Annotated in this window: 22 protein-coding genes; 16 read left to right on the top strand and 6 right to left on the bottom strand. The window is 69.5% G+C overall.

Annotated elements, in window-relative coordinates:
- Nucleotides 1-4 precede the first annotated feature (4 nt).
- The 12 genes from ileS (at nucleotide 5) to AC07YS_RS16350 (ending at nucleotide 15,090) form a co-directional block, all read left to right on the top strand.
- Nucleotides 5-2,854 (top strand): isoleucine--tRNA ligase, encoded by a 2,850-nt coding sequence (gene ileS / locus AC07YS_RS16405; RefSeq protein WP_495269268.1) that lies wholly within the window; start codon nucleotides 5-7, stop codon nucleotides 2,852-2,854.
- Nucleotides 2,854-3,369, top strand: a complete 516-nt coding sequence (lspA, locus tag AC07YS_RS16400; protein WP_062480914.1) for a signal peptidase II — start codon at nucleotides 2,854-2,856, stop codon at nucleotides 3,367-3,369. The genes ileS and lspA overlap by 1 nt, the downstream gene beginning before the upstream one ends.
- Before the next feature lie 164 nt (nucleotides 3,370-3,533).
- Nucleotides 3,534-4,553, top strand: coding sequence for a LacI family DNA-binding transcriptional regulator (locus AC07YS_RS16395; protein WP_495269269.1), 1,020 nt, complete (start codon nucleotides 3,534-3,536; stop codon nucleotides 4,551-4,553).
- A gap of 28 nt (nucleotides 4,554-4,581) precedes the next feature.
- Nucleotides 4,582-5,595, top strand: coding sequence for an ABC transporter substrate-binding protein (locus AC07YS_RS16390; protein ID WP_062480910.1), 1,014 nt, complete (start codon nucleotides 4,582-4,584; stop codon nucleotides 5,593-5,595).
- A gap of 16 nt (nucleotides 5,596-5,611) precedes the next feature.
- The gene (locus tag AC07YS_RS16385) at nucleotides 5,612-6,448 is read left to right on the top strand and encodes an ABC transporter permease (protein ID WP_062480908.1); all 837 of its coding nucleotides are present in this window, start codon (nucleotides 5,612-5,614) and stop codon (nucleotides 6,446-6,448) included.
- Nucleotides 6,448-7,248 carry an ABC transporter permease gene (locus AC07YS_RS16380; RefSeq protein ID WP_062480906.1) on the top strand — a complete coding sequence of 267 codons (801 nt, stop codon included), beginning with the start codon at nucleotides 6,448-6,450 and terminating at the stop codon, nucleotides 7,246-7,248. Before AC07YS_RS16385 ends, AC07YS_RS16380 begins: the two co-directional genes overlap by 1 nt.
- Nucleotides 7,238-8,311: an ABC transporter ATP-binding protein gene (locus AC07YS_RS16375; RefSeq protein WP_139703304.1), complete on the top strand. Its 1,074-nt coding sequence runs from the start codon at nucleotides 7,238-7,240 to the stop codon at nucleotides 8,309-8,311. The genes AC07YS_RS16380 and AC07YS_RS16375 overlap by 11 nt, the downstream gene beginning before the upstream one ends.
- A complete protein-coding gene (locus tag AC07YS_RS16370) occupies nucleotides 8,308-9,165 on the top strand; it encodes a phosphodiesterase (protein ID WP_495269270.1) in 858 nt (285 codons plus the stop codon). The genes AC07YS_RS16375 and AC07YS_RS16370 overlap by 4 nt, the downstream gene beginning before the upstream one ends.
- A 73-nt stretch (nucleotides 9,166-9,238) precedes the next feature.
- Nucleotides 9,239-10,900 carry a Na/Pi cotransporter family protein gene (locus AC07YS_RS16365; protein WP_062480901.1) on the top strand — a complete coding sequence of 554 codons (1,662 nt, stop codon included), beginning with the start codon at nucleotides 9,239-9,241 and terminating at the stop codon, nucleotides 10,898-10,900.
- Nucleotides 10,901-11,251: 351 nt separating this feature from the next.
- On the top strand, nucleotides 11,252-11,908 hold the full coding sequence (locus tag AC07YS_RS16360) for a nuclease-related domain-containing protein (RefSeq protein WP_492731252.1): 657 nt from the start codon (nucleotides 11,252-11,254) through the stop codon (nucleotides 11,906-11,908).
- A gap of 75 nt (nucleotides 11,909-11,983) precedes the next feature.
- Nucleotides 11,984-14,389 carry an outer membrane protein assembly factor BamA gene (bamA, locus tag AC07YS_RS16355; protein ID WP_495267635.1) on the top strand — a complete coding sequence of 802 codons (2,406 nt, stop codon included), beginning with the start codon at nucleotides 11,984-11,986 and terminating at the stop codon, nucleotides 14,387-14,389.
- Nucleotides 14,390-14,406: 17 nt separating this feature from the next.
- The gene (locus AC07YS_RS16350) at nucleotides 14,407-15,090 is read left to right on the top strand and encodes a response regulator (RefSeq protein ID WP_495267636.1); all 684 of its coding nucleotides are present in this window, start codon (nucleotides 14,407-14,409) and stop codon (nucleotides 15,088-15,090) included.
- Here the strand turns inward: AC07YS_RS16350 and AC07YS_RS16345 are convergent.
- The 3 genes from AC07YS_RS16345 to AC07YS_RS16335 are packed head-to-tail and all read right to left on the bottom strand — an operon-like array spanning nucleotide 15,065 to nucleotide 16,406.
- A complete protein-coding gene (locus AC07YS_RS16345; protein ID WP_495267637.1) occupies nucleotides 15,065-15,340 on the bottom strand; it encodes a hypothetical protein in 276 nt (91 codons plus the stop codon). The genes AC07YS_RS16350 and AC07YS_RS16345 overlap by 26 nt on opposite strands.
- 12 nt (nucleotides 15,341-15,352) lie before the next feature.
- Nucleotides 15,353-16,153: a dioxygenase family protein gene (locus AC07YS_RS16340; RefSeq protein ID WP_495267638.1), complete on the bottom strand. Its 801-nt coding sequence runs from the start codon at nucleotides 16,151-16,153 to the stop codon at nucleotides 15,353-15,355.
- Nucleotides 16,143-16,406: a hypothetical protein gene (locus AC07YS_RS16335; RefSeq protein ID WP_495267639.1), complete on the bottom strand. Its 264-nt coding sequence runs from the start codon at nucleotides 16,404-16,406 to the stop codon at nucleotides 16,143-16,145. The genes AC07YS_RS16340 and AC07YS_RS16335 overlap by 11 nt, the downstream gene beginning before the upstream one ends.
- Nucleotides 16,407-16,572: 166 nt before the next feature.
- On the opposite strand from AC07YS_RS16335, the gene AC07YS_RS16330 reads away from it, so the two are divergent.
- Both AC07YS_RS16330 and AC07YS_RS16325 read left to right on the top strand, forming a co-directional pair.
- Entirely contained in the window at nucleotides 16,573-18,156 is a 1,584-nt protein-coding gene (locus tag AC07YS_RS16330; RefSeq protein ID WP_495267657.1) for an ATP-binding protein, read from the top strand.
- Complete coding sequence (locus AC07YS_RS16325; RefSeq protein WP_495267640.1) at nucleotides 18,153-18,851, top strand: response regulator; 699 nt, start codon at nucleotides 18,153-18,155, stop codon at nucleotides 18,849-18,851. The genes AC07YS_RS16330 and AC07YS_RS16325 overlap by 4 nt, the downstream gene beginning before the upstream one ends.
- Before the next feature lie 9 nt (nucleotides 18,852-18,860).
- Here the strand turns inward: AC07YS_RS16325 and AC07YS_RS16320 are convergent, their stop codons facing one another.
- Nucleotides 18,861-19,691 (bottom strand): AraC family transcriptional regulator, encoded by an 831-nt coding sequence (locus tag AC07YS_RS16320; protein WP_159273091.1) that lies wholly within the window; start codon nucleotides 19,689-19,691, stop codon nucleotides 18,861-18,863.
- Between the two features lie 102 nt (nucleotides 19,692-19,793).
- Here AC07YS_RS16320 and AC07YS_RS16315 point away from each other — a divergent pair, with 102 nt between their 5' ends.
- Together AC07YS_RS16315 and AC07YS_RS16310 are read left to right on the top strand one after the other, a co-directional pair.
- Nucleotides 19,794-20,780, top strand: a complete 987-nt coding sequence (locus tag AC07YS_RS16315) for a Bug family tripartite tricarboxylate transporter substrate binding protein (RefSeq protein WP_495267641.1) — start codon at nucleotides 19,794-19,796, stop codon at nucleotides 20,778-20,780.
- A gap of 2 nt (nucleotides 20,781-20,782) precedes the next feature.
- Nucleotides 20,783-22,108, top strand: a complete 1,326-nt coding sequence (locus AC07YS_RS16310) for a PhzF family phenazine biosynthesis isomerase (RefSeq protein WP_495267642.1) — start codon at nucleotides 20,783-20,785, stop codon at nucleotides 22,106-22,108.
- On the opposite strand, the gene AC07YS_RS16305 is transcribed toward AC07YS_RS16310, so the two are convergent.
- The gene (locus AC07YS_RS16305; protein WP_139702566.1) at nucleotides 22,105-22,842 is read right to left on the bottom strand and encodes a TetR family transcriptional regulator C-terminal domain-containing protein; all 738 of its coding nucleotides are present in this window, start codon (nucleotides 22,840-22,842) and stop codon (nucleotides 22,105-22,107) included. The genes AC07YS_RS16310 and AC07YS_RS16305 overlap by 4 nt on opposite strands.
- Nucleotides 22,839-24,290, bottom strand: a complete 1,452-nt coding sequence (locus AC07YS_RS16300) for an aminotransferase-like domain-containing protein (RefSeq protein ID WP_495267643.1) — start codon at nucleotides 24,288-24,290, stop codon at nucleotides 22,839-22,841. The genes AC07YS_RS16305 and AC07YS_RS16300 overlap by 4 nt, the downstream gene beginning before the upstream one ends.
- Nucleotides 24,291-24,317: the final 27 nt, after the last annotated feature.

Raw genomic sequence — 24,317 nt, 5'->3', positions numbered from 1 at the left:
CAACATGTCTGACGCCGCTTCCCCCAAAGATTACCGTTCCACGCTGAACCTGCCCGACACCCCCTTCCCGATGCGCGGCGACCTGCCCAAGCGCGAACCGGGCTGGGTCAAGGAATGGAACGACGAAGGCCGCTACCACCGCCTGCGCGACGCCCGCCACGGCGCGCCCAAGTTCATCCTGCACGACGGCCCGCCGTACGCCAACGGCCAGATCCACATGGGCCACGCGGTGAACAAGATCCTGAAGGACATGATCACCAAGGCGCGCCAGCTTGAAGGCTTCGACGCGCTGTACGTGCCCGGCTGGGACTGCCACGGCCTGCCGATCGAGAACGCCATCGAAAAGCAGTTCGGCCGCAACCTGAGCCGCGACGAGATGCAGGCCAAGAGCCGCGCCTACGCCACCGAGCAGATCGCCCAGCAGATGGCCGACTTCCAGCGCCTGGGCGTGCTGGGCGAATGGGACCACCCCTACAAGACGATGGACTTCGCCAATGAAGCCGGCGAGCTGCGCGCGTTCAAGCGCGTGATCGAGCGCGGCTTCGTGTACCGGGGCCTGAAGCCCGTGTACTGGTGCTTCGACTGCGGCTCCTCGCTGGCCGAGTTCGAGATCGAGTACGCCGACAAGAAGAGCCAGACCATCGACGTGGCCTTCAAGGCGCACGAGCGCGAGAAGGTGCTCAAGGCCTTCGGTACCGACCACACGATCCTGGGCGACATCTTCGCCGTGATCTGGACCACCACCGCGTGGACGATCCCCGCCAACCAGGCGATCAACCTCAACCCCGAGCTCGAGTACTCGCTGGTCGACACCGAGCGCGGCCTCTTGATCCTGGCCAACTCGCTGGTCGAGATGTGCATGACGCGCTACGCGCTCGACGGCAAGGTGCTGGCCACGGTCAAGGGCGAAGCGCTCGGCGGGCTCGAGTTCGAGCACCCGCTGTACGACGTGGATGCGGGCTACCAGCGCCTGTCGCCCATCTACCTGGCCGACTACGCCACCGCCACCGACGGTACGGGCCTCGTGCACTCCTCGCCCGCCTACGGCGTGGACGACTTCAACTCCTGCATCGCCCACGGCGTGGCGTACGACGACATCCTGAATCCGGTGCAGGGCAACGGCAGCTACGCGCCCGACTTCCCGCTGTTCGGCGGCCAGAACATCTGGAAGGCCGTGCCGGTCATCATCGCCGCGCTGCGCGAGGCCAACCGCCTGCTGACCACCGAGACCATCACCCACAGCTACCCGCACTGCTGGCGCCACAAGACGCCGGTGATCTACCGCGCGGCCGCCCAGTGGTTCGTGCGCATGGACGAAGGCGAAGGCGTGTTCACCAAGGACAAGGCGCCCAAGACGCTGCGCCAGACCGCGCTCGACGCCATCGAGCAGACCAGCTTCTATCCCGAGAACGGCAAGGCCCGCCTGCACGACATGATCGCCGGGCGGCCCGACTGGTGCATCAGCCGCCAGCGCAGCTGGGGCGTGCCGATCCCGTTCTTCCTGCACAAGGATTCGGGCGAGCTGCACCCGCGCACCATGGAGATCCTCGACCAGGCCGCCGACATCGTCGAGAAGGGCGGCATCGAGGCCTGGAGCCGCGTCACGGTCGAAGACATCCTGGGCGCCGAAGACGCACCGAGCTACACCAAGAGCACCGACATCCTCGAGGTGTGGTTCGACTCGGGCTCGACCTTCTCGCACGTGCTGCGCGGCACGCACCCCAACGTGCACCACGAGACCGGGCCCGAGGCCGACCTGTACCTCGAAGGCCACGACCAGCACCGCGGGTGGTTCCACTCGTCGCTGCTGATCGCCTGCATGCTGGAAGACCGCGCACCGTACAAGGGCCTGCTCACGCACGGCTTCACGGTGGATGCCAAGGGCATCAAGATGAGCAAGTCGCTCAAGAACGGCATCGACCCGCAGGAAATCAGCAACAAGCTGGGCTCGGAAATCATCCGCCTGTGGGTGGCCGCGAGCGACTACTCCGGCGACATCGCGGGCGACGACAAGATCCTCGCGCGCGTCGTCGACGCCTACCGCCGCATCCGCAACACGCTGCGCTTCCTGCTCGCGAACACCAGCGACTTCGACATCGCGAAAGATGCCGTGCCGCTCGACCAGCTGTTCGAGATCGACCGCTACGCCATGTCGCGCGCGGCGCAGTTCCAGGCCGAGATCCTCGCGCACTACCAGGTGTACGAGTTCCATCCGGTGGTAGCCAAGCTGCAGATCTACTGCTCGGAAGACCTGGGCGGCTTCTACCTCGACATCCTGAAGGACCGCCTCTACACGACGGCCCCGGGCTCGCTCGCGCGCCGCAGCGCGCAAACGGCCCTGTGGCACATCTCGCAAGCCATGCTGCGCTGGATGGCGCCGTTCCTGAGCTTCACGTCCGAAGAGGCCTGGAAGATCGTGGGCACCGGCAAGGCCGGCGAGTCGATCTTCACGCAGACCTACAGCCAGTTCGCCGCACCCGACGAAGCACTGCTCGCCAAGTGGGGGCGCATCCGCGAGATCCGCGACGGCGTCAACAAGGACATCGAGGCGGTGCGCGCCGAAGGCAAGGTCGGCTCGTCGCTGCAGGCCAACCTGCAGCTGAACGCACCGGCAGACGACCTCGCGTTGCTGGGTTCGCTGGGCGACGACCTGAAGTTCGTGTTCATCGCCTCGGCCGTGGCGCTGGCGGCGGGCGACACGCTGTCGACCGTGGTCACGCCCAGCACCGCGCAGAAGTGCGAGCGCTGCTGGCACTACCGCGAGGACGTGGGCCACGACCCGGCGCACCCGACCATCTGCGGCCGCTGCACGAGCAACCTGTTCGGCGCGGGCGAATCGCGCAGCGTGGCCTGATGGCGACCGCACGCTCCGCCTCATCGGCCTCGCGTTCGCGCGGGGCCAGCATCTGGCCCTGGCTCGGGCTGGCGACGATCATCGTGATCATCGACCAGTTCACGAAGACGCTGATCCTGGGCTACTACAAGCTCGGTGACGCGACCTACGTGACGAGCTTCTTCAACGTCGTGCGCGCGCACAACACGGGCGCCGCGTTCTCGTTCCTGGCCGACCATTCGGGCTGGCAACGCTGGTTCTTCACGGCGATCGGCGTGGCGGCAGCGATCTTCATCGTCTGGATGCTGCGGTCGCACGCAGGCCAGAAGCTCTTCTCGTTCGCGATGGCCTGCATCCTGGGCGGCGCGATCGGCAACGTGGTCGACCGCATGATGCACGGCTACGTCGTCGACTTCCTGAGCTTCCACTGGGGCAACTGGTACTTCCCGGCGTTCAATGCGGCGGACAGCGCCATCACGCTCGGGGCGATCTGCCTGATCGTCGACGAGATCCGGCGAGTCCGACGCGGCAAGTAAGCCAGTTCTAGACCAAAGGGGCCCACGGGCCCCTTTTTCTTTGGGCCGCACGCTGCACCAGCGGCCCCCGGGGTTCTCCCCACTTCCCTGCCCTGTCATCGCGAAGTCATACTGCGGCGGTCCAATGTAATCGATTACATGACCCACCCCACGGACCCCGCACGATGAGCATCCAAGCAGTAGCCGCCCAGGCCGGGGTCTCCGTGGCCACGGTTTCGCGCGCCTTCAATTTCCCCGACAAGGTGACGCCGGCCACGCGCGAGCTGGTGGAACGCGTGGCGCGCGAACTCAACTACCTGCCCAACGCCAGCGCCCGCACCCTGCGCACCCAGCGCAGCCGCACGCTCGGCGTGGTGCTGCCCACGCTGCTGAACCCAACCTTTGCCGAATGCCTGCAGGGCATCGCGCGCGCGGCCGTCGCGGGCGGCTACGCGATCCTGCCGGTCACCACCGGCTACCGGCTCGAGGAGGAAGAGCGCGCCGTCCAGCTGCTGCTGGCGGGCAACGTCGACGGGTTGATCCTCGTGGTGTCGAACCCGTCCACCTCGGCCGCGCTGCAGCGCCTGCAGGCCGCCGGCGTGCCCTACGTGCTGGCCTACAACCGGCACGCCGACCACCCCTGCGTGTCGGTCGACAGCGAAGGCGCCGTGGCCGACGCGGTCACGCGGCTCGTGCTGCTGGGCCACCGGCGCATCGCGATGGTCAGCGGCACGCTGGCCGCGTCGGACCGCGCGCAGCAGCGCTACCGCGGCTACCAGCGCGGCATGGCCGAAGCAGGACTCGATGCGCCGCCGCTGGTCGAGGTGCCCTTCGTCGAGACCGCCGTCGATGCGCTGTGCGCCGAGTTGCGCCCGTGCAGCCGCCCCACGGCGCTGGTCTGCTCGAACGACCTGCTCGCCATCCGCAGCATCCGCGCCGCGCACCTGAGCGGCCTGGTGGTGCCCGACGACCTCAGCGTGGTCGGCTTCGACGGCATCGCGCTCGGCGAAGACCTCACGCCCGCGCTCACCACCGTCGCGCAGCCCAACAGCGACATCGGCCGCCACAGCGTCGAGCTGCTGGCGCAGGCGATCGCCGGCGGCCGCGCGCTGCAGGCCGACGCGAGCCTGCTGCTGCCTCATGCCTTCCGAGACGGCGAGTCGTGCGCGAATGCGCGCGAAGACAACGACGCCGCACTGTCCTGACCTCACCACCCCTCCCAGGAGTTTTTCCATGTCCCTGCGCTTTCACCGACTCGCCCGCCTCGGCGTGCTGGCCGCCGCCCTCGTCGCCGCCGGCGGCGCCATGGCCCAGACCGCCATTTGCTACAACTGCCCGACCGAATGGGCCGACTGGGGCACCCAGCTCAAGGCCATCAAGGCCAAGACCGGCATCACCGTGCCGGCCGACAACAAGAATTCGGGCCAGTCGCTCGCGCAGCTGGTCGCCGAAAAGGCCAGCCCCGTGGCCGACGTGACCTACCTCGGCGTGACCTTCGCGGTGCAGGCCGCGAAAGACGGCGTGGTCGAGCCCTACAAGCCGGCCGCGTGGAAAGACATTCCCGACGGCCTGAAGGACCCCGCAGGCAACTGGTTCACCATCCACTCGGGCACGCTCGGCTTCATGGTCAACGTCGACGCGCTCAAGGGCAAGCCGGTGCCCAAGTCGTGGGCCGACCTGCTCAAGCCCGAGTACAAGGGCCTCATCGGCTACCTCGACCCCGCCTCGGCCTTCGTGGGCTACGTGGGCGCCGTGGCCGTGAACCAGGCGCGCGGCGGCACGCTCGACAACTTCAAGCCGGCCATCGACTACTTCAAGGCACTGCAGAAGAACGAGCCCATCGTGCCCAAGCAGACCTCGTACGCGCGCGTGCTGTCGGGCGAGATCGCGATCCTGCTCGACTACGACTTCAACGCCTACCGCGCCAAGTACAAGGACAAGGCCAACGTCGCCTTCGTCATCCCGAGCGAAGGCACGCTGGCCGTGCCCTACGTGATGAGCCTGGTCGCCAAGGCGCCGCACGCGGCCGACGCCAAGAAGGTGCTCGACTTCACGCTGTCCGACGAAGGCCAGGCGATCTGGGCCAAGGCCTACCTGCGCCCGGTGCGCGCGAGCGCCATGCCCAAGGAGATCGAGGCGCAGTTCCTGCCCGCCAGCGACTACGCACGTGCCAAGACCGTCGACTACGCCCGCATGGCCGACGCGCAGCGTGGCTTCTCCGACCAGTACCTGAAGGAAGTGCGCTGACCCGGCGCCGCGCGCGATGACACGCAGCACCACCACCTCCTCCAACGCCTGGAACCCGCGCTGGCGATTGCTGGCCTGCGTCGCGCCGGCGGCCGTCTTCTTCGCGGCCTTCTGGCTGCTGCCGGTGGTGCGCCTGCTCGCGCTGCCGGCCGACAAGGGCGCCGCCACCTACTTCGCGGTGCTGACCGATGCGCGCTACCTGCAAAGCATGGTCAACACCGTCGCGCTGTCGGTGGCGGTGACGCTGGCCACGCTGGTGCTGGGCGCGGCGGTGGGCATCTACCTCGCGCGCCATGCCTTCCCGGGCAAGCGCATGCTGCTGTCGCTGCTCACGCTGCCGCTGTCGTTCCCGGGCGTGATCATCGGCTTCTTCGTGATCCTGCTGGGCGGGCGCCAGGGCGTGGTGGCCGACCTGAGCGACGCGCTGGTCGGCGAGCGCATCACCTTCGCCTACGGCCTGCTCGGCCTCTTCCTGGCGTACCTGTATTTCTCGCTGCCGCGCGCCATCGCCACCTACGCCGCGGCGGCCGAGTCGATGAACACGCAGCTCGAAGAAGCGGCGCGTTCGCTCGGCGCCTCGAAGCTGCGCGTGGCGCGCGACGTGTGGATGCCCGAGCTGGCGCCCACCACGCTGGCCTGCGGCGCCATTTTGTTCGCCACCTCGATGGGCGCCTTCGGCACGGCCTTCACGCTGGCCAGCAAGTTCGAGGTGATCCCCATCACCATCTACAACGAGTTCACCAACTACGCCAACTTCGCGCTCGCCGCGTCGCTGTCGATCTCGCTGGGCGTCGTGACCTGGCTGGTGCTCTTCGTGGCGCGCCGCTTCGGCGCCAACCCGGTCGCCCGATGATGAAGACCCCTTCGCAACCCCGCGCCCCGTTCCTGCTCGCCATCACGGTGATCGTGAGCCTCTTCATGATCGCGCCGATGCTGCTGTCGGTGATGGCCGGCCTCGTCAACAACTACAGCGCGGGCCTCAAGAGCGGCCTCACGCTGCGCTGGCTCGGCGAGGTGTGGGAGAACTACGGCGGCACCGTCGGCTGGTCGCTCGCGCTGGCCGTGGCCTGCGTCGTGTGCACCGTGCTGATCGGCGTGCCCTGCGCCTACACGCTGGCGCGCAGCCGCTCGCGCGCGGCGCGCATCTTCGAGGAGCTGCTGACCTTGCCCGTCGCGGTGCCGGGCCTGGCGACGGCGCTCGCGCTCATCCTCGCCTACGGCCAGCTCACGGCCTTCCGCCAGAGCTTCGCCTTCATCCTCGTGGGCCACATCGTCTTCACGCTGCCCTTCATGGTGCGCACCGTGAGCTCGGCCTTCCAGCGCGACGACCTGCTCGCGCTCGAGGAAGCTGCGCGCTCGCTGGGCGCGAACTTCCGCCAGCGCTTCATGGGCATCCTGGTGCCGGCCGTGTTCCCCGCCATCGTGGCCGGCAGCCTGATGGTGTTCACGCTGTCGGTGGGCGAGTTCAACCTCACCTGGATGCTGCACACACCGCTCACACGCACGCTGCCCGTGGGCCTGGCCGACAGCTACGCCTCGATGCGCATCGAGATCGGATCGGCCTACACGCTGGTCTTTTTCGCAGTGATCCTTCCCGTGCTGTGGGGCCTGCAGTACCTTGCCAACCTGATGCAGAAACGCCATGGAACTTGAACGCATCCCCGTCGACATCTCGAACTGCGCGAAGACGTACGCCGACGGCACGCGCGGCCTGCAGCCCACCAACCTCAAGGTCGAGGCCGGCGAAGTGCTCGCGCTGCTCGGCCCCTCGGGCTGCGGCAAGACCACGCTGCTGCGGCTCATCGCGGGACTCGAAGCGCCCGACGACGGCAGCCGCATCGTCTTCGGCGACCAGGACGTCACGCAGCGCCCGGTCGAGCACCGCGGCGTGGGCATGGTGTTCCAGAGCTACGCGCTCTTTCCGCAGATGACGGTGGCGGCCAACATCGGCTATGGCCTGCGCATCCGCGGCGTGTCGCCCGAGGAAGAGAAACGCGCCGTGGGCGAACTGGTCGACCTCGTGCGCCTGGGCGGCCTGGAGAACAAGCGCCCCGCCGAACTCTCGGGCGGCCAGCGCCAGCGCGTGGCCCTGGCGCGCGCCGTGGCCGTGCGCCCGCGCGTGCTGCTGCTCGACGAGCCGCTGGCCGCGCTCGACGCCAAGCTCAAGGAATCGCTGCGCGACGAACTCGCCGAGCTGCTGCGCCGCCTGCACATCACGGCCATCCACGTCACGCACGACCAGCAGGAGGCGCTGGCCATCGCCGACCGGCTCGCGGTGATGCGCGCCGGGCGCATCGTGCAGGTCGGGCGCGGCGAAGACCTGTACCGCGCGCCCGCGCACCCCTTCGTGGCCGAGTTCCTGGGCCGGGTCAACCGGCTGGAGCGCGCGCCCGACGCCATCGCGCAGGGCGTTGTCCGACTCGGAGGGTCGTCGCTGCCCTGCCCCGCGCCCTGGCAGCAGCATGCGACGCTGCTGGTGCGGCCCGAAGACATCGAGGTCGGCGCGCCCCCGCCCGGCGAGGCGCCCGGCTGGGGCCGCGCCACGGTCGAACGCCGCACCTTCCTCGGCGACCGCGTGCAGCTGCACCTGCGCCTGCAGGACCAGCCCGTGCTGGTGGCCGACGTGGGCCGCGACAACCCCTTCGGACCGGGCGACGCGGTGGGCCTGCGCATCCCGGCCGACCGCCTGATGACCTCGCAGGAAACCCGCGCATGACCACGACAACGAATCCCAACACCTTCCTGGTCCAGCTGACCGACCTGCACATCCGCGAGCCCGGCCGGCTGGCCTATGGCCGCATCGACACGGCGCCGTACCTCGCGCGCGCCGTGCAGTCGGTGCTCGCGCTGCGCCAGCCGCCCGACGCGGTGGTGATCACCGGCGACCTGACCGACTTCGGCCGCGCCGCCGAGTACGAGCACCTGGCCGCCCTGCTCGCGCCGCTGACGATACCCGTCTACCTGCTGCCCGGCAACCACGACGACCGCGACCAGCTGCGCCGCAGCTTTCCGGGCCACGCCTACCTGGGCACGGGCGCCGACACGCACGGCTTCGTGCAGTACTCAGTGCGCGTCGGCGCGCTGCGGCTGCTCACGCTCGACACCTGCGTGCCCGGCGCCAGCCACGGCACGCTGTGCGACAAACGCCTGGCCTGGCTCGAAGCCCAGCTCGACGCCTGTCGCCACGAGCCCGTGGTGGTCGCCATGCACCACCCACCCTTCGAGACGCTGATCGGCCACATGGACGAGATCGGCCTGCTCGAAGGCGCCGACGCGCTCGAGGCCCTGCTGCGCCGCTACACGAACGTCGAGCGCGTGATCTGCGGCCACCTGCACCGCGCCATCGACGTGCGCTTCGGCGGCACCATCGCCTCGACCTCGCCGGCGCAGGCCCACCAGGTCTGCCTCGACCTGGCGCCCGACGCCGCCTCGGCCTGGACGCTGGAGCCGCCCTCGTTCCGGGTGCATGCCTGGTCGTCGGCCGGGCGCCGGCTCGTCACCCACCTGGCGGCCTCCGGAAGCTTCGAAGGGCCTTATCCTTTCCACGACAACGGAGCCCTGATCGACTGAAGCGTCTACTTGTGGAAAATGGGGCTGAAACGAATCAAAACGAAAACAAGAGAAAGGTCAGACCCCGCCTTCCATGAAGCACCTTCTGAATCTGCTTGCGGCCGTCGCCCTGCTGGTGTGGGGCACGCACCTCGTGCGCACCGGCGTGCTGCGCGTCTTCGGCGCCAACCTGCGCAAGATCCTCGTGCAGAGCATGCGCAACCGCTTCACGGCCGCGCTCTCGGGCATCGGCGTCACGGCGCTCGTGCAGTCGAGCACGGCCACCTCGCTCATGACCTCCTCGTTCGTGGGGCAGGGCCTGGTCACGCTGCCGGCGGCGCTGGCGGTGATGCGGGGCGCCGACGTGGGCACGGCGCTGATCTCGGTGCTGTTCTCGGCCGACCTCTCGTGGCTCTCGCCGATGTTCATCTTCGTGGGGGTGGTGCTGTTCATCACGCGCTCGGCCACCGTGGCGGGCCGCGTGGGGCGGGTGCTGATCGGGCTGGGGCTGATGCTGCTGGCGCTGCAGCTGGTGGTCGCGGCCACCGAGCCGCTGTTCTCGTCGCCGGCCGTGCGGGCGCTGCTGGCGTCCATCACCAGCGATGTGCTGCTGGAGATCACGCTCGGTGCCGCACTCGCCATCGTGGCGTACTCGAGCCTGGCGGTGGTGCTGCTGGTGGCGGCCATGGCGAGCTCGAACGTGGTGCCGCTCGACGTGGCCCTGGGCCTGGTGCTCGGTGCCAACCTCGGCAGCGGCCTGCTGGCGGTGCTGACCACGGCGCGCTCGGCCGTGTCGGTGCGGCAGGTGACGGTGGGCAACCTGCTGTTCAAGGCGCTGGGCGTGGCGCTGGTCACGCCGTTCGTGGGGCTGTGGGTGCGCTACGTGCAGCCCCAGCTGCCGAACCAGACGCACGGCGTGGTGCTGTTCCACCTGGCGTTCAACATCGTGATCAGCGTCGGTTTCATCGGTCTCACGCAATGGGTCGCCAAGCTGGTGACGCGCATGCTGCCCGTGCCGCCGCAGCCCGTGGGCACAAGCCGGCCGCACCACCTCGATCCTTCGGCGCTGTCGACGCCTTCGCTCGCCATTTCGAACGCGGCGCGCGAGGCGCTGCACCAGGCGGACATCGTGGAGACCATGCTCATCGGCACGCTCGATGTGATCCGCAACAACGACCTGCGGCTGGCGCAGGAGCTGCGGCAACTCGATGACACGGTGGACGAGCTGTACTCGGCGATCAAGTACTACATGACGCGCATCTCGCGCGAGGCGCTGGGCGAAGAGGAAAGCCGGCGGTGGACGGACATCATCAGCTTCACGATCAACATGGAGCAGATCGGGGACATCATCGAGCGGGTGATCATCGATATCGAGGATAAGAAGATCAAGCCGCAGCGCAACTTCTCGGAAGCGGGGATGGCGGAGATCGTCGAGTTGCACCAGCGGCTGGTTGCCAATCTGCGGTTGAGCATGAGCGTGTTCTTGAACGGCAATGTTCGCGACGCACAGAAGCTGCTGGAAGAGAAGGCGCGGTTTCGGGATCTGGAGCGGGCCTATGCAACAACCCATCTGGATCGGTTGTCGGATCGGACTACTTTGAGCATCGAGACGAGTTCTCTGCACATTGATCTGATCAGTGATTTGAAGCGGATCAATTCGCATATCTGTTCTATTGCTTATCCGATTCTGGAGTCGGCGGGGGCGTTGGCGCCTAGCCGGCTGCGGGAGTCTCGGTTGGGGAAGATTGAGGGTTAGTCGTTTGGGGGGCTGAGGCCGGGTCTCGCCCCGGCGGGCGACTCACTTTCTTTGCTTCGCCAAAGAAAGTAAGCAAAGAAAGGCGACCCTGCTGTCTGCGTCCCTCCGCTTCGCTACGGGCAACCTGCGGTGCTCACGTTTCGCGGGGTCTCGCCCAAACTCGCTTCGCTCAAACAAGGGCGAGCCCTGATCCGCGAAACGCTGCGCTCCTCGGCGCATACAGAAGGGGTGGGGAACCTCACAGGCCTTTGCTTCGCTCGGCCTGGGGACGGTGGGGTGGTTTTGGCTATGGCCTCGTACCAGAAATCTCCTAAAAGGCCGGCAATGCTCGGGGCTTCGAAGGAGTTCGATATGACCATTGTTCTGCCGCAAAGCGCGGTCGCCGCGTCGCTCGGGGTGCAGCAGCTCGCCACGGCGTTCAGTCCGGCGTTTTCGCACCTGCGCATTCTTCGCAACCTCATCATCCCGATGCCCTCCGGTTGCGTGGTGCCCACGGCGCGCATCGACGCGGTGATCGTGTGCGAGACGGGGGTGTACCTGTTCGAGATCAAGGCCTGGCGCAATGCGTTCGTCTACCGCAAGAAGTCCGACGAGGCGCCGCCACGCTGGTTCCTGCGGTTGCATGGCTGCACGCGGGCGCGTGAAGTGAAAGACCCGGCCTGGCAGGGCGGGCGCAAGACGACGCAGCTGCGCAGTCTGCTGCCGGACGACCTGCGGCTGCAGTACTTCGTGCTGCTGCCGTGCGAAGGCGTGGAGCTGGAGGGCGTGATGCCGGCTGCGGTGATCACGCAGCAGGACCTGCCGTACATCGCGCGCCTGGTGCGCAACAACGGGCGCACGGCGCGCACGTACCCGCTGCTGGACGCGCAGGCGGTCGATCGCACGGTGCAGCGGCTGCTGGAGATCCAGGGCGACCTGTCGCTCGAAACGCATGCGCAGAACTGCCGCGAACGCATCGAACGGCCTGCGGTGGCGTGGCCGGCGGTGAACGCGATGGGGTTGCAGTAACGACTGCTCACCAACCGGCCCTGCGCGCGGGAGGGCGTCCCACATTCCTCCGACATTGGTGAAGACCATGCGGTGATGAAGATTCCTCCCAAGTCCCTCGCGGCCCTTGCCGCGCTGTGCCTCGCGATGGCGGCCTGCCCGGCGCAGGCCGCCGACCCGTTCACCGTGCAGGACATCCGCCTCGAAGGCCTGCAGCGCGTCGAAGCGGGCACGGTGTTCGCGACCCTCGGCCTCAAGGCCGGCGACACGTACAGCGACGACCGCGGCAGCGCAGCCATTCGCGCGCTGTTCGACCTCGGGCTGTTCAAGGACGTGCGCATCGACGTCAACGGCCATGTGCTCGTGGTCATCGTCGAAGAGCGCCCCACCGTGGCCGATGTCGACTTCGCGGGCACCAAGGAGTTCGACAAGGCAGCGCTGCAGAAGGCGCTGCGCGACATCGGGCTGGCCGAAGGCCGGCCGTACGACAAGGCGCTAGCCGACCGCGCGGAGCAGGAGCTCAAGCGCCAGTACATCGGCCGCAGCCTCTACAACGCACAGGTGGTCACCACCGTGACGCCACTGGAGCGCAACCGCGTCAACCTCACGTTCAGCGTGACCGAGGGCGAGCCGGCGCGCATCACGCGGGTGCGCGTGGTCGGGCAGCAAGCCTTCGACGAACGCACGTTGCTCAACCTGTTCGACCAGGACAACGGCGGCTGGCTGGCGTGGTACACGAAGTCGAACCAGTACGCGCGCAGCAAGTTCGACGCCGACCTGGAAACGCTGCGCGCGTTCTATCTGACGCGCGGGTACCTCGAGTTCCGCATCGAGTCGACGCAGGTCGCGATCTCGCCCGACCGGCAGACGCTGGAGCTCACGGTGAACATCAGCGAGGGCGAGAAGTTCGCCGTGGCGGGCGTGAAGCTGGCGGGCAACTACCTGGGGCGCGAGGACGAGTTCAAGTCGCTCGTCACCGTGCGCCCCGGCGCGCCCTACAACGGCGAAGACGTGGCGGCCACCGCCAAGGCCTTTGCCGACCACTTCGGCACCTTCGGTTATGCCTTTGCGCGCGTGAAGGCGGAGCCCGAGATCGACCGGGCCCAACGCCGCGTCGTGATGGTGCTGAACGCCGAGCCCGGGCGGCGCGCCTATGTGCGGCGGCTGAACATCGGTGGCAATGCGCGCACGCGCGACGAGGTGATCCGGCGCGAGTTCCGCCAGTACGAAGGCGCCTGGTACGACGGCACGAAGATCAGGCTCTCGCGCGACCGCGTCGACCGCCTGGGCTTCTTCACCGAGGTGAACGTCGAGACCGCCGAAGTGCCCGGCAGCAACGACCAGGTCGACCTGAACGTCACCGTGGCCGAGAAGCCCACGGGCTCGCTGCAACTCGGCGCGGGCTACTCGTCGACCGACAAGATCTCGCTGAGCTTCGGCATCACGCAGGAGAACGTGTTCGGCTCGGGCAACTACCTGGGGCTGCAGGTCAACACCAGCTCGTACAACCGCTCGGTGTCGCTCACGGCCACCGACCCGTACTTCACGAAGGACGGCATCTCGCGCACCTTCAACCTGTTCCACACCACCACGCGGCCCTACTACGAGGCCGACGGCAACTACAAGCTCGCGAGCGACGGCGGCTCGGTGCGCTTCGGGCTGCCGGTGAACGAGCTGGACACGGTGTACCTGGGCATCGGCGTCGAACGTTATTCGTTCACGCCGGGCACCAACGGTTCGTACACGCTGGTCAACGGCTCGTATGTCTACACGGCCACGCCGCAGGCCTACCTCGACTACTTCCAGTGCACCGGCACCGCGCCGAGCGTGGTGTGCGCGGGCAGGAACGTGGTGGGCATCCCGGCCACCGTGGGCTGGTCGCGCGACGACCGCGACAGCGCGCTGGTGCCCACGCGCGGGCGCCTGCAAAGCGCCAACCTCGAGCTGGGCGTGGGCAGCGAACTGCGCTACCTGAAAACCAACTACCAGTACCAGCAGTACGTGCCGCTGTCCAGGCAGTACACGCTGGCCTTCAACGGCCAGCTCGGCTATGCGAAGGCGCTGGGCGGCAGCAGCTTCCCGATCTTCAAGAACTTCTATGCGGGTGGGCTGGGCTCGATCCGCGGCTTCGAGCAGAACTCGCTGGGCCCGACCGACGCAGTCACCGGTGGTTCGCTGGGCGGCACGCGCAAGGCGATCTTCAACATGGAGCTGACCACGCCCTTCCCCGGCGCGGGCAACGACAAGTCGCTGCGGCTTTACACCTTCTTCGACGCGGGCAACGTGTTCGCCGAACGCACGGCCAGCATGACCGACGCGCAGTGGAAGGCGCAGAACCGCCTGCGCGCCTCGGCCGGCCTGGGCATCAGCTGGATCTCGCCGCTGGGGCCGCTGCGCCTGGCGTACGCGGTGCCGATCGTCTACCAGAAGGAGGACACGGCCAACGGCATCGCGGCCGACCGCACGCAGCGCTTCCAGTTCCAGATCGGCACGTCCTTCTGAACCGGCCCGCACGCGCCATGAGCCGCATCCTGCTGGTGGAAGACGGACGCGAGATCGCGTCGCTGCTGCTGGGCCCGCTGCAACGCGCGGGCCACGAGGTGGAGCAGTTGGGCGATGGCGCCGCCGCGCTCGAGCGCATCCTGCACGCGCCGCCGGCGCTCACGCTGCTCGACGTGGTGCTGCCGCGCATCGACGGGCTGCAGGTGATCGCGCAGGTGCGCGCGCGCAGCGACCACCCGATCATCGTGCTGACGGCGCGCGCGCACGAGGCCGACCGGCTGCGCGGCTTCGACCTGGGCGCCGACGACTATGTCTGCAAGCCCTTCTCGCCGCGCGAGGTGGTGGCGCGCGTGCACACGGTGCTGCGCCGGCGTGCGCCGCTCGACCCGGACGTGGGCATGGCCTCGCCGGCCGTGGCCTTCGACAGCGCGCTGGGCCATGCCTGGCTGGAGGGCCGGGCCCTGGCGCTCACGCGCCGCGAGCTGCTGTTGCTGCGTGCGCTGTCGCGCGAACCGGGGCGTGTGTTCACGCGCGCCAGGCTGCTCGAAGCGGCGTTTCCCGAGGCGCTCGACGTGAACGAGCGCGCGGTGGACGGGCACATCAAGAACCTGCGGCGCAAGCTCGCGGCCGTGTCGCCCTCGCACGGCTGGATCCGTTCGGTCTACGGCGTGGGGTTCAGCTTCGCGCAGCGGCCGGACTGAGGGCCGGCCCGGCCTTGCATGCGCCGTGGCCGCGCGGCCCGCGGCCTTCGCTGGCCCTTTGCATGATCGGCGCCAGCGTCAACAGGCTAGCGTGGCGCACGGCCGCCTGCCGTGCCTCCGCGCAGGCGCCGCGTGCCGCGACGCCGATGCCCAGCGCCAGGCTGCACAAGGCCAGGCCGCCCGCGCAGGCGTGGGCCAGCGCGCGCGGCGTGACCCGCCCATCGGCGGGCGCAACGAACGGGAGCGGCATGCGCAACACCGCTCAGCCTTCCGTGCGCGGCGGCACCAGCGCGCGGATGCGGGCGAGGCCCTCGGGCGTGCGCGGCCGCATCGGCCGCACGCCGCCCACTGGTGCCGGCCCTGTGCGGGGCTGCGGCGGGCGCTCGGTCACCGGGCGCGCGGCGGGGTCGACCACCAGCGTGAGCAGCGCGACATAGCGCCGGCCCTCCTCGCGCACCGCGCCCAGCACCGTGTCGCCGGCCCGCAGCGCGATGCCGTCGGCGCTGTTGAGCGTGTCGCGCAGCCGCGCGCGCTGGTAGCTGGAGACCTGCGTGTAGAGGAACTCGCTGAGCGCATCGGGCAAGAAGAACTGCGTCGTGAGCACGGCGCGCTCGCGGTGGTGCACCTTGACGTGGATGTGCGTGGTGCGCCCCGCGTACCAGCCCGGGTATAGCGTGGCGAACACGGCCTGGCCGTCGCGGTCGGTGCGCTGGCTGCCGCGCAGGAAGGCCTGGCCCTCGAAGCCGCGCGTGCGGTCGTCGCCCTGCCCGCCGAAGCCCGAGTAGTTGCCCTGCGCATCGCAGTGCCACAGGTCGGTGCGCAGGCCGCGCAGCGGGCGCCCGGCGGCATCGAGCACGCGCAGGCGCACATCGAGCGGCACGCCCTCGCGGCCGTCGGTCAGGTCGGTGCGGAAGTTCGCGAGGTCCAGGTAGTACGGGCCCTCGGTGGTCTGGGCGGTCAGCGGGAGCTTCTGCGCCGCGGCGGCCACGGGTGCAGACGCGGCCAGGCCGGCCGTACCCATCGCGGCCAGCAGGCCCCGGCGCCCGATCGCTTCACCGGCCATGAGCAGCCTCCTGCTTTCTGGCAGGCGCTTGCGCGCCCGAGGCCCGCGCCTCGGCCCAGACCACGAGCAGCGTCCACACATGCGCGACGCCCCAGAACAGCGCCGCCAGCAGGAACAGCAGCAGGTCGATGTCGGTGTCGCCCGGGGGCGTGGACGGCGGCGCGGCGTGCCCCGGCGGGGCCCAGGCGAGCGCGGCGGCGGCCAGTGCGCGGAAGGCGGAGGTGGGAGGGGCGCGGTGCGTGTCCGGTGTCATGCCGGGTATCGTGCGATCCGAATCGGGAGAAATGTGGGAGAGGCACGCAAGGACGCGTCTCCCAGATTCCTCCCCAATCGGGTGCCATGATCCGCGGCTTGCCCATGCCATCCCCGCCCCCGAAACGCATGCCGCAGAATGCGGCCATGCCCCCGCCGCCGAGCCCATGCCGCGCCTGACCCTCTCCCGCAAGATCTTCCTGGCCCTGGCCGCCCTGCTGATCGTGCTGCTGCTGAGCTTCGTGGGCTTTTCGATCGTCGCACTGCAGCGGGGCCTGGGCGCCTACGTGGCCGAGATCGAGATCCGCCGCATGGACTGGCTCTCGCAGCTCCTGCTGAAGCACTACACCGCCAACGGCGACTGGAAGAAACTGCGCGACAACGACGACGCCTGGCACCGCCTGCAGCTGGGCCAGTCGGCCATGGTGATCGACGGCGCCGCCGCGCCCGACGACCGGCGGCTGCCGCCCTGGTACGAGCGCCGTGCGCCCGGCACACAGGGCGACGGCGCGCCGCAGGCAGAACCGTCCAGCGGGCTCTCGCCCACCGCCTCGTCCCCGCCGCCGCAGCTCGACCTGCTGCCCCGGCGCTTCCTGATGCCGCCCCCAGGCTTCTTCCCCGGCCTGGCCGGCCCGCCCGACTCGATCTTCCGCCGCCTCGCCGTGCTCGATGCCCACGGCGCGCTCGTGGTCGGCGCGACCATCGACCCGGAGAACGCCGCGCGCCGGCCGATCCGCCACGGGCGCACCGTCGTCGGCTACCTCGCGCTCGCGCCGATGCAGGGCCTGGAGAGCGAGGCCGACCGCGCCTTTCTCGCGCGGCAGTCCGGCGTGATCGCGCTCACCGGGCTGTGCGGCCTGGCCTTCGCACTCGTGCTGTCGTGGCTGCTGGCGCGCCGCTGGTTCCAGCCGATCGACGCGCTCACGCAGGCCGCACAGGACGTGGCGCGCGGGCGGCTCTCGACGCGCGTCGCGGTCCACGGCTCGGACGAGCTCGCGCTGCTGGGCAAGACCTTCAACGACATGGCGCAACGCCTGGACACGGCCGAGGCCTTGCGCCGCGCCTGGCTGGCCGACGCGGCGCACGAGCTGCGCACGCCGCTGGCGGCCATGCGCGCGGAGATCGAAGCGCTGCAGGACGGCGTGCGCAGCTTCGACGAACGCACCGCGCTGCGCATGCACCGGCAGGTGATCCGCCTCGGCCAGCTGGTCGACGACCTGCGCAGCAGCATGCGCGAGCCCCAGAGCGACCTGCTGAAGGCGCCGGTGTACCCGCTGTCGCGGCTGAAGGAGGCGCTCGACCACACGCGCGACCGCTTCGCGCAGCGCGGCATCGCGCTCGACCGCGACGCCCTCGACCGCATCGCCGCCTCGGCCCAGCCGGTGATCGACGGCGACGCGCACCGGCTGCACCAGGTCTTCATGAACCTGCTGGAGAACACGCTGGCCTACACCGATGCCGGCGGCCAGCTGCGCATCGGCGTGAGCGTCGAAGGCGCATGGACCGGCAATTGCCTCACGCTGGTGTTCGACGACAGCGCGCCCGGCGTGCCCGAGGAAGAGATTCCGCGCCTCTTCGACCGCCTGTTCCGCGGCGAGACCTCGCGCAGCCGCGCGCTGGGCGGCTCGGGCCTGGGCCTGTCGATCTGCCGCGCGACCCTCGAGGCGCACGGCGGCAGCATCGAGGCGGCGCCTTCGCCGCTGGGCGGCCTGCGCATGACGATCACCCTTCCGCTGGCGGCTTCCGCATGACACGCATCGTGATCGTCGAGGACGAACTCGACATCGCCTCGGTGGTGCAGGACTACCTGCGCCACGCCGGCTACGACACCGAGCACTTTGCCGACGGGCAGAGCGCGCTCGAGCGCATCGTCGCCGCACCGCCCGACCTGACGCTGCTCGACATCATGCTGCCGCGCCTCGATGGCATCGAGGTGCTGCGCCGCGCGCGGGAGCACACGGCGCATCCGATCATCATGCTCACCGCGCGCATCGAGGAGGTCGACCGCCTGCTCGGCCTGGAGCTGGGCGCCGACGACTACGTGTGCAAGCCCTTCTCGCCGCGCGAGCTGGTAGCACGCGTGCGCGCCGTGCTGCGCCGCACCGCGCCGTCGCCGGCCGTGGCGGCGCAGGCCGCGCCGGGCGACGCATCGGGCCTCGTGCTCGACGACGTGCACTGGCGCGCCTCGCTCGACGGCACGCCGCTGAACCTCACGCGGCGCGAGTTCGGGCTGCTGCAGGTGCTGTCGCGGCACCCGGGCCGCATCTTCTCGCGCGCCCGACTGCTGGAGCTGGCCTACGACGACACGGTGGACGTGACCGAGCGCGCCATCGACAGCCACGTGAAGAACCTGCGCCGCAAGCTCGGCGCGGTGACGCCCGCGCACGACTGGATACGGTCGGTGTATGGCGTCGGCTTTGCGTGGGAAGCGCCGCCGCCGGCCTGAGCGGCCAGGCTAGTTCTGTCGAGGGGCTGCCGCGCGAATTTGCGTCGCCGTCTTCGCCCAGGTCTTCTCCAGCATCCGGGAAAGATAGGACGCCGACTCCCAGCCGACCTGCAGCGCGATGGACAGCACCGAGTCCCGCGTGGTCTGCAACAGGTACACGGCCCGTTCGATGCGCTGGCGCTGCAGGAACTCCAGCGGCGAGATGCCGTGCTTCGCGCGAAAGATCCGCTCCACCTGCCGGCGCGACAGCCGGTGCTGCTGGGCGAAGGCGTCGAGCGACAGGGGCTGCGCCAGATCGCGCAGCATCGTTTCGGCCAGCAGCTCGGCCACCCACAACGCCGGCGAAGCGTCGCCCTCCGACAACGGGTTGGCGCTCAGGCGCGCGGCCTCCATCACGAGCGCGCCGCACAGCACGTAGTTCTCGCTGTCGCCCGCGCGGGTCGATTCGAACATCCGCTGCGACAGGGCGCCCAGCGCGGTGCTGCCCGCGCGCATGCCTTGCGGGGGCCGCACGACGCCCTGCGCCTGCAAGGCCGTGGCCCACAGCGCCGGATCGACGTAGACCGCGACATGGCTCTGGCCCGCGGTGAGCGTGGTCGTCGAATGCGCGCTGCCCGCCGCGAACCAGACGAAGTGGCCGGGCCCGAGGCGCTGCGCCTCGCCCTGCGCATCGCCCACGCTGAAGCGGCCTGCGATGGGCACGAACAGCATGTCGCAATCGTGCACGTGCGCGTCGGTGGCGTAGTGGTCGCGGGTGTTGGCGACCATCGTCGCCTGGTGAGACAGCCGTTCGACGAACAGCGATTGGCGGGGCGGCGGGTGGCTGGAAGTCAGTGGCATGGCCGTTCCTTGTCGCATTCGAAGCCGCGCATGTCGCAATCGGGCGCACGCGTTGGCGCGCGCTCCACAGAATCGGAAGGACCACTCCTGCAAGAAGACCCCATGACTACTCAACCTCTGCGCCGCGCGCTCCTGGGCCTGGCCGCCGCCGGTGCCCTGTACGGGCCGACCGCCTCGTGGCCGGCCTCCGATCCGGCCTACCCGGTGAAGCCGATCACCATCATCGTACCCTTCCCCGCCGGCGGCGGAACGGACGTGATCTTCCGTTCGGTGCAGCTGCGGCTGCAGGCTGCGCTCGGTGTGTCGGTGATCATCGACAACCGCTCGGGCGCGGGCGGCACCGTGGGCACGGGCTTCGGCGCGAAGGCGAACCCCGACGGCTACACGCTGGTGGCCAGTACCACGACCACCATCGCCTCGGCCGATGCGGTGTACCCCAAGCTCCCGTACGACCCCCTCAAGGACCTGGTGCCGATCGGCACCATCGGCACCACGCCTTTCGTGCTGGTGGTCACGCCCGCGCTGGCGGCGCGCACGGTGAAGGACTTCGTCGGCTACGCCAAGGCCAACCCGCAGGCGCTCAACTACGGCAGCATCGGCAACGGCAGCCTGAGCCACCTGGCGGGCGAACTCTTCAAGCAGCGCACCGGCATCGAGATGACGCATGTGCCCTACCGCGGTGCCGCACCCGCGCAGGCCGACCTGATGGCAGGCCAGATCCAGGCGCTGTTCGACAACCCGCCCGCGTTGCTGGCGCAGGTGCGCGGCGGCCGCATGCGGGCGCTGGCCATCAGTGAACCGTCGGCGGGTTTTTCCGACCTGCCGACCTTCGAGGCGGCCGGCATCAAGGACTTCAAGCCGCAGCTCTGGTACGGCCTGATGGCGCCGGCCGCCACGCCGCAGCCGGTGGTGCAGCGCCTGCGTGCCGCGCTCGACACCGCGATGAAAGACCCGGCCCTGCGCACCGACATGCTGGCCAAGGGCGTGACGCCGTGGAGCGTGCGGCCCGAGGTGTTCGAGGAACAGATCCGCGGCGACATCAAGCTCTGGGGCGGCATCGCGCGCTCGGTCAACGCGAGGGCTGATTGACGATGGCTGCGATTTTTTCTGCGCCCGGTTGCCGGAACATCCGCGTGTTCGTCGGCCCCGATCCATCCGTCGGCGGCAACCCCGCGCCCGTCTGGCTCGATGCCGACGCGCTCTCCACCGCACAGATGCAGGAGCACACCCGGCTCAGCGGCCATGAGTCCGTCTTCGTGCTGAAGCCGACCACACCGGCGCACCGGCTGCGCATGCGTTACTTCGTGCCCAAGCACGAGATGGAAATGTGCGGCCACGCCACGGTCGGCGCGCTGTGGCTGCTGCACCGGCGCGGCGAATGGGACGGTGCGCCCGTCGCGATCGAAACGCTCAGTGGCACCGTGACGGGCCGGCGCGTCGATGGCACGGTGCAGATCAGCCAGCCGCGCGCCACGGTGGAAGAGGTGACGCAGCGGCAGCTGGTCGAAGACATCGCGCAATGCCTTGGCATCGAAGTCGGACAGATCGTGGGGCCGGTACTCAACGCCGCCACCAGCCGGGTCAAGACGCTGGTTCGCCTGGCCGACACCGCGCAGTTGCACGCATTGCGCGTGGACTTCGCGCGGGTCGAATCGCTGTGCGAACGCCTCGGGTCCACCGGGCTGTATCCCTATGCGATGTCACGGGACGAGACCGACACGGTCAGCGCACGGCAATTTCCCAAATCTTCCGGCTACCCGGAAGACGCCGCCACGGGCATCGCCGCCGCCGCGCTGGCCTGGGGCCTGCGCCACCTTGGGCTGGTCGGCCACGAGGCGCTTTCAGTAACCGTGCGGCAGGGAGAAGCAATGGGTTCGCCCTCCGCGATCCACGTGGGATTGCCATGGGATGCGAACACGCAGGAAGGGTGCTGGGTCGGCGGCGAGGCCTGCGATGCGCAACCCGAAGATTTCTTGCTCGACCAGCTGTGCCCACCTGAAGTGGTGCGGGCCAAGCCATCGGGTACTTACGCCACATTCGCGCAAGTGGGAAACCTGCTGCATTCGAGCGGCGTGGTGGCGCGCGAGAACGGCCAGGTGATCACAGGCCGGCTCGACGGCCCCGACGATGTGCCGCGCGGCCAGCGAGCCGCAGTGGCTGCTGTCAGCGCCCTGCTGCGCGCGGCACAGGACGAGCTCGGCAGCCTCTCGCGCGTCGTTCGCGTCGTGGCACTGAACGGCTACCTCCAGGCTTACGGCGACTTCAAGGACCACGCCCAGGTGATGGACGCGGCCTCGGCGGCGCTTCAACGGATCTTCCCCGATGCCCCACTGCCGGTTCGCACCACCGTGGGCGTCGCGTCGCTGCCTCGCGGCGGCGTGGTCGAGGTGTCGATGGTGCTCGAGACGCGCGACTAGGCCCGCTCCTTCCCGGCTTTTTCCACGGGAGGCAGCGCAGCGTGCCCGCTCGTCACCACCGCCGAGGTGGCGGGCCGCTTCAGCCCCAGCGCGCCTTCGAGCATCCGCAGAATGGTCTCGCGGGCCAGGTCGAAATCCGCCGGCTCCAGCGCCTGCTTGCCGAGCAGCATGCGCATCTGCCAGGCGAAGTCGGCGTAGGTCTGCGTCATGGCCCACAGCGTGAACAGCAGGTGCGGCACGGGCAGCGGCGCCACGTCGCCGTTCGCCATCCAGCGGTTCAGCACGGCCGCTTCGGCGCGGAAGGCCGGTACCAGCTTGGCCTCGATGTCGTCGGCGCATTGCGGCGCCTGCGAAATGATTTCCTGCGCGAACAGCCGCGAGCCCGAAGGGTGGTCGTACGAGAACTGCAGCTTCTGCGTGACGTAGCGCTCCAGCGCGGCATGCGGGTCGAGGTCGGCGTCGGCCAGGCTGTTGAGGTTCGACAGCCACGAATCGAGCACGTCGTTGAACACGCGGCTGTACAGCGCCTTCTTCGAGGGGAAGTAGTACAGCAGGCTCTGCTTGGAGATGCCCGCGTCGGCCGCGATGTCGTCGACCGACACGCCGCCGTAGCCGTGCAGCGCGAATCGCTCCTGCGCCACCGCGAGGATGGCGCTCTCGAGGTTCTGGCGGCGGGCCTGGCGCTTCACGGCGGGAGGACGCGCCGCAGTTCGCAGGGGTGGCGCAGCGCTCATGGGTTCTTCATCCGCGCCAGGAAGCGCACCAGTCGCTCGTCGCCGCAGTGCGCGACGTTGAAGCGATACCAGGCAAAGGGCTGCGGCATGTCGCCGAAATCGGTCGCGGCCGCGAGCGGCAGGCCCTGCTTGCGCGCCTCCTGCAGCACCGCATCGCTCGATGGACGAGGCTCGCAGCCGGGCGGCCAGCCTGCGCAGAGAAAGGGACCGCCATCGGGCACGCACAGCGCCTGCAGGCCCGCGCCTGTCAGCAACGACAGCGTGCGCTCGCCGGCGATCTTCAGCGCGGTGTTGAGCTTCTGCAGGAAGCGCGGATAGCCGGCATCGGCCAGCACCTCGCAGGCGACGCGCTCCTCGAACTCGCTCGGCCCGAGCGTGGTGTGCAGGCAGCGCAAGGCCGCATCGTCGACCCAATGCTGCGGCAGCAGCACATGTGCAAGCCGCAGCTTGGCCGAGAGCGTGGTCGACACGCCACCGACCTGCGCCACGCGCTGCAGCCCGTCCATCGCGGCAAGGCTGGGCGCCTGCAGCGGCGAGAGCCCGCGCCAGGTGTCGAGCTCGATCACGCGCAGGTCGTGCCGCTCGGCCGCCTGCAGCGCCTGGTGCGCGCCCTGCGGGCTCATGCACACGCCCAGGGGATTGGAAACTGCCGTCGACAGGAACAGCAGGCGCTGGCGGCTTGCCGCAGGCAACAGCACGGCATGGCCGTCGAGCGCGGCGATGTCGAGGCAGCCGCCGCGCCGTGGCACTTCGAGCATGCGACGGCCCAGCGTGCGGATCAGGCTGCGCAGCTGGCGCGGTGCGGGCGACTCGACCAGCACCGCGTCGCCGGGCTCGGTCCAGGCCTGCAGCAGGCACATCGTGGCGCCGAGGCTGCCCGCTGCCGTCATGACCTGCTGCGGGCCCAGTGCGGGCAATTCGACGCGATGGCGCGCGGCGATCAGTTCGCGCAGGCGCGGCAGGCCGAAACCATGTCGCGTGCCGCTGTCCCATTCGGGGGCCGAGCGGGCCACGCGGCGCATGGCTTCGCGCACCAGGTCGTCGCCCCGGTATTCGGGGGGTGGCGGGCGGTCGTGGGCCGTGGCGGTGTCGGTCATGCGCGGCGCCGCATCGGCGTCGTCGGTTGCCACGCGCGAAGGCCGGTGCAGCACGTAGTAGCCGCTGCCCGGCCGCGAGGCCAGCACCGAGCGCGCGCGCAAGGCGCTGTACGACTCGGTGACGGTGAAGGTGCTGATGCCCAGCTTGCCGGCCAGCGCGCGCACCGAAGGCATCTTGGTGCCTGGCGCCAGGCGCCCGTCAATGACGCGCAATTCGACGCCCACCACGAGGCGCTGCGCCAGCCCGAGGCCGGGCGCGGCTTCGTCCATGTCGCCCATCAGGCCCTGCATCCAACCGGCACCGGCGGGCGCCGGCTGGCGCAGCGCCGACGCGTTGCTTGAACTCTGCATCACCGGGTCTCCTTGAGAAACGCATGC

It is taken from the genome of Variovorax sp. GW458-11-26-14-LB1 (assembly GCF_059423965.1).
Note: the sequence above shows the minus strand (reverse complement) of the source record. Positions and strands in the feature narration are given on the sequence as shown.

What these genes read in the sequence shown, in the direction of transcription:
- AC07YS_RS16395 (WP_495269269.1), top strand. Translation starts at nt 3,534, where the DNA reads ATGAGCATCCAAGCAGTAGCCGCCCAGGCCGGGGTCTCCGTGGCCACG.
- AC07YS_RS16315 (WP_495267641.1), top strand. Translation starts at nt 19,794, where the DNA reads ATGACTACTCAACCTCTGCGCCGCGCGCTCCTGGGCCTGGCCGCCGCC.
- AC07YS_RS16340 (WP_495267638.1), bottom strand. Translation starts at nt 16,153, where the DNA reads ATGGCCGGTGAAGCGATCGGGCGCCGGGGCCTGCTGGCCGCGATGGGT.
- AC07YS_RS16345 (WP_495267637.1), bottom strand. Translation starts at nt 15,340, where the DNA reads ATGCCGCTCCCGTTCGTTGCGCCCGCCGATGGGCGGGTCACGCCGCGC.
- AC07YS_RS16325 (WP_495267640.1), top strand. Translation starts at nt 18,153, where the DNA reads ATGACACGCATCGTGATCGTCGAGGACGAACTCGACATCGCCTCGGTG.
- AC07YS_RS16320 (WP_159273091.1), bottom strand. Translation starts at nt 19,691, where the DNA reads ATGCCACTGACTTCCAGCCACCCGCCGCCCCGCCAATCGCTGTTCGTC.
- AC07YS_RS16335 (WP_495267639.1), bottom strand. Translation starts at nt 16,406, where the DNA reads ATGACACCGGACACGCACCGCGCCCCTCCCACCTCCGCCTTCCGCGCA.
- ileS (WP_495269268.1), top strand. Translation starts at nt 5, where the DNA reads ATGTCTGACGCCGCTTCCCCCAAAGATTACCGTTCCACGCTGAACCTG.
- AC07YS_RS16365 (WP_062480901.1), top strand. Translation starts at nt 9,239, where the DNA reads ATGAAGCACCTTCTGAATCTGCTTGCGGCCGTCGCCCTGCTGGTGTGG.
- AC07YS_RS16300 (WP_495267643.1), bottom strand. Translation starts at nt 24,290, where the DNA reads ATGCAGAGTTCAAGCAACGCGTCGGCGCTGCGCCAGCCGGCGCCCGCC.
- AC07YS_RS16305 (WP_139702566.1), bottom strand. Translation starts at nt 22,842, where the DNA reads ATGAGCGCTGCGCCACCCCTGCGAACTGCGGCGCGTCCTCCCGCCGTG.
- AC07YS_RS16310 (WP_495267642.1), top strand. Translation starts at nt 20,783, where the DNA reads ATGGCTGCGATTTTTTCTGCGCCCGGTTGCCGGAACATCCGCGTGTTC.
- AC07YS_RS16360 (WP_492731252.1), top strand. Translation starts at nt 11,252, where the DNA reads ATGACCATTGTTCTGCCGCAAAGCGCGGTCGCCGCGTCGCTCGGGGTG.
- AC07YS_RS16375 (WP_139703304.1), top strand. Translation starts at nt 7,238, where the DNA reads ATGGAACTTGAACGCATCCCCGTCGACATCTCGAACTGCGCGAAGACG.
- lspA (WP_062480914.1), top strand. Translation starts at nt 2,854, where the DNA reads ATGGCGACCGCACGCTCCGCCTCATCGGCCTCGCGTTCGCGCGGGGCC.
- AC07YS_RS16390 (WP_062480910.1), top strand. Translation starts at nt 4,582, where the DNA reads ATGTCCCTGCGCTTTCACCGACTCGCCCGCCTCGGCGTGCTGGCCGCC.
- AC07YS_RS16350 (WP_495267636.1), top strand. Translation starts at nt 14,407, where the DNA reads ATGAGCCGCATCCTGCTGGTGGAAGACGGACGCGAGATCGCGTCGCTG.
- AC07YS_RS16380 (WP_062480906.1), top strand. Translation starts at nt 6,448, where the DNA reads ATGAAGACCCCTTCGCAACCCCGCGCCCCGTTCCTGCTCGCCATCACG.
- AC07YS_RS16330 (WP_495267657.1), top strand. Translation starts at nt 16,573, where the DNA reads ATGCCGCGCCTGACCCTCTCCCGCAAGATCTTCCTGGCCCTGGCCGCC.
- bamA (WP_495267635.1), top strand. Translation starts at nt 11,984, where the DNA reads ATGAAGATTCCTCCCAAGTCCCTCGCGGCCCTTGCCGCGCTGTGCCTC.
- AC07YS_RS16370 (WP_495269270.1), top strand. Translation starts at nt 8,308, where the DNA reads ATGACCACGACAACGAATCCCAACACCTTCCTGGTCCAGCTGACCGAC.
- AC07YS_RS16385 (WP_062480908.1), top strand. Translation starts at nt 5,612, where the DNA reads ATGACACGCAGCACCACCACCTCCTCCAACGCCTGGAACCCGCGCTGG.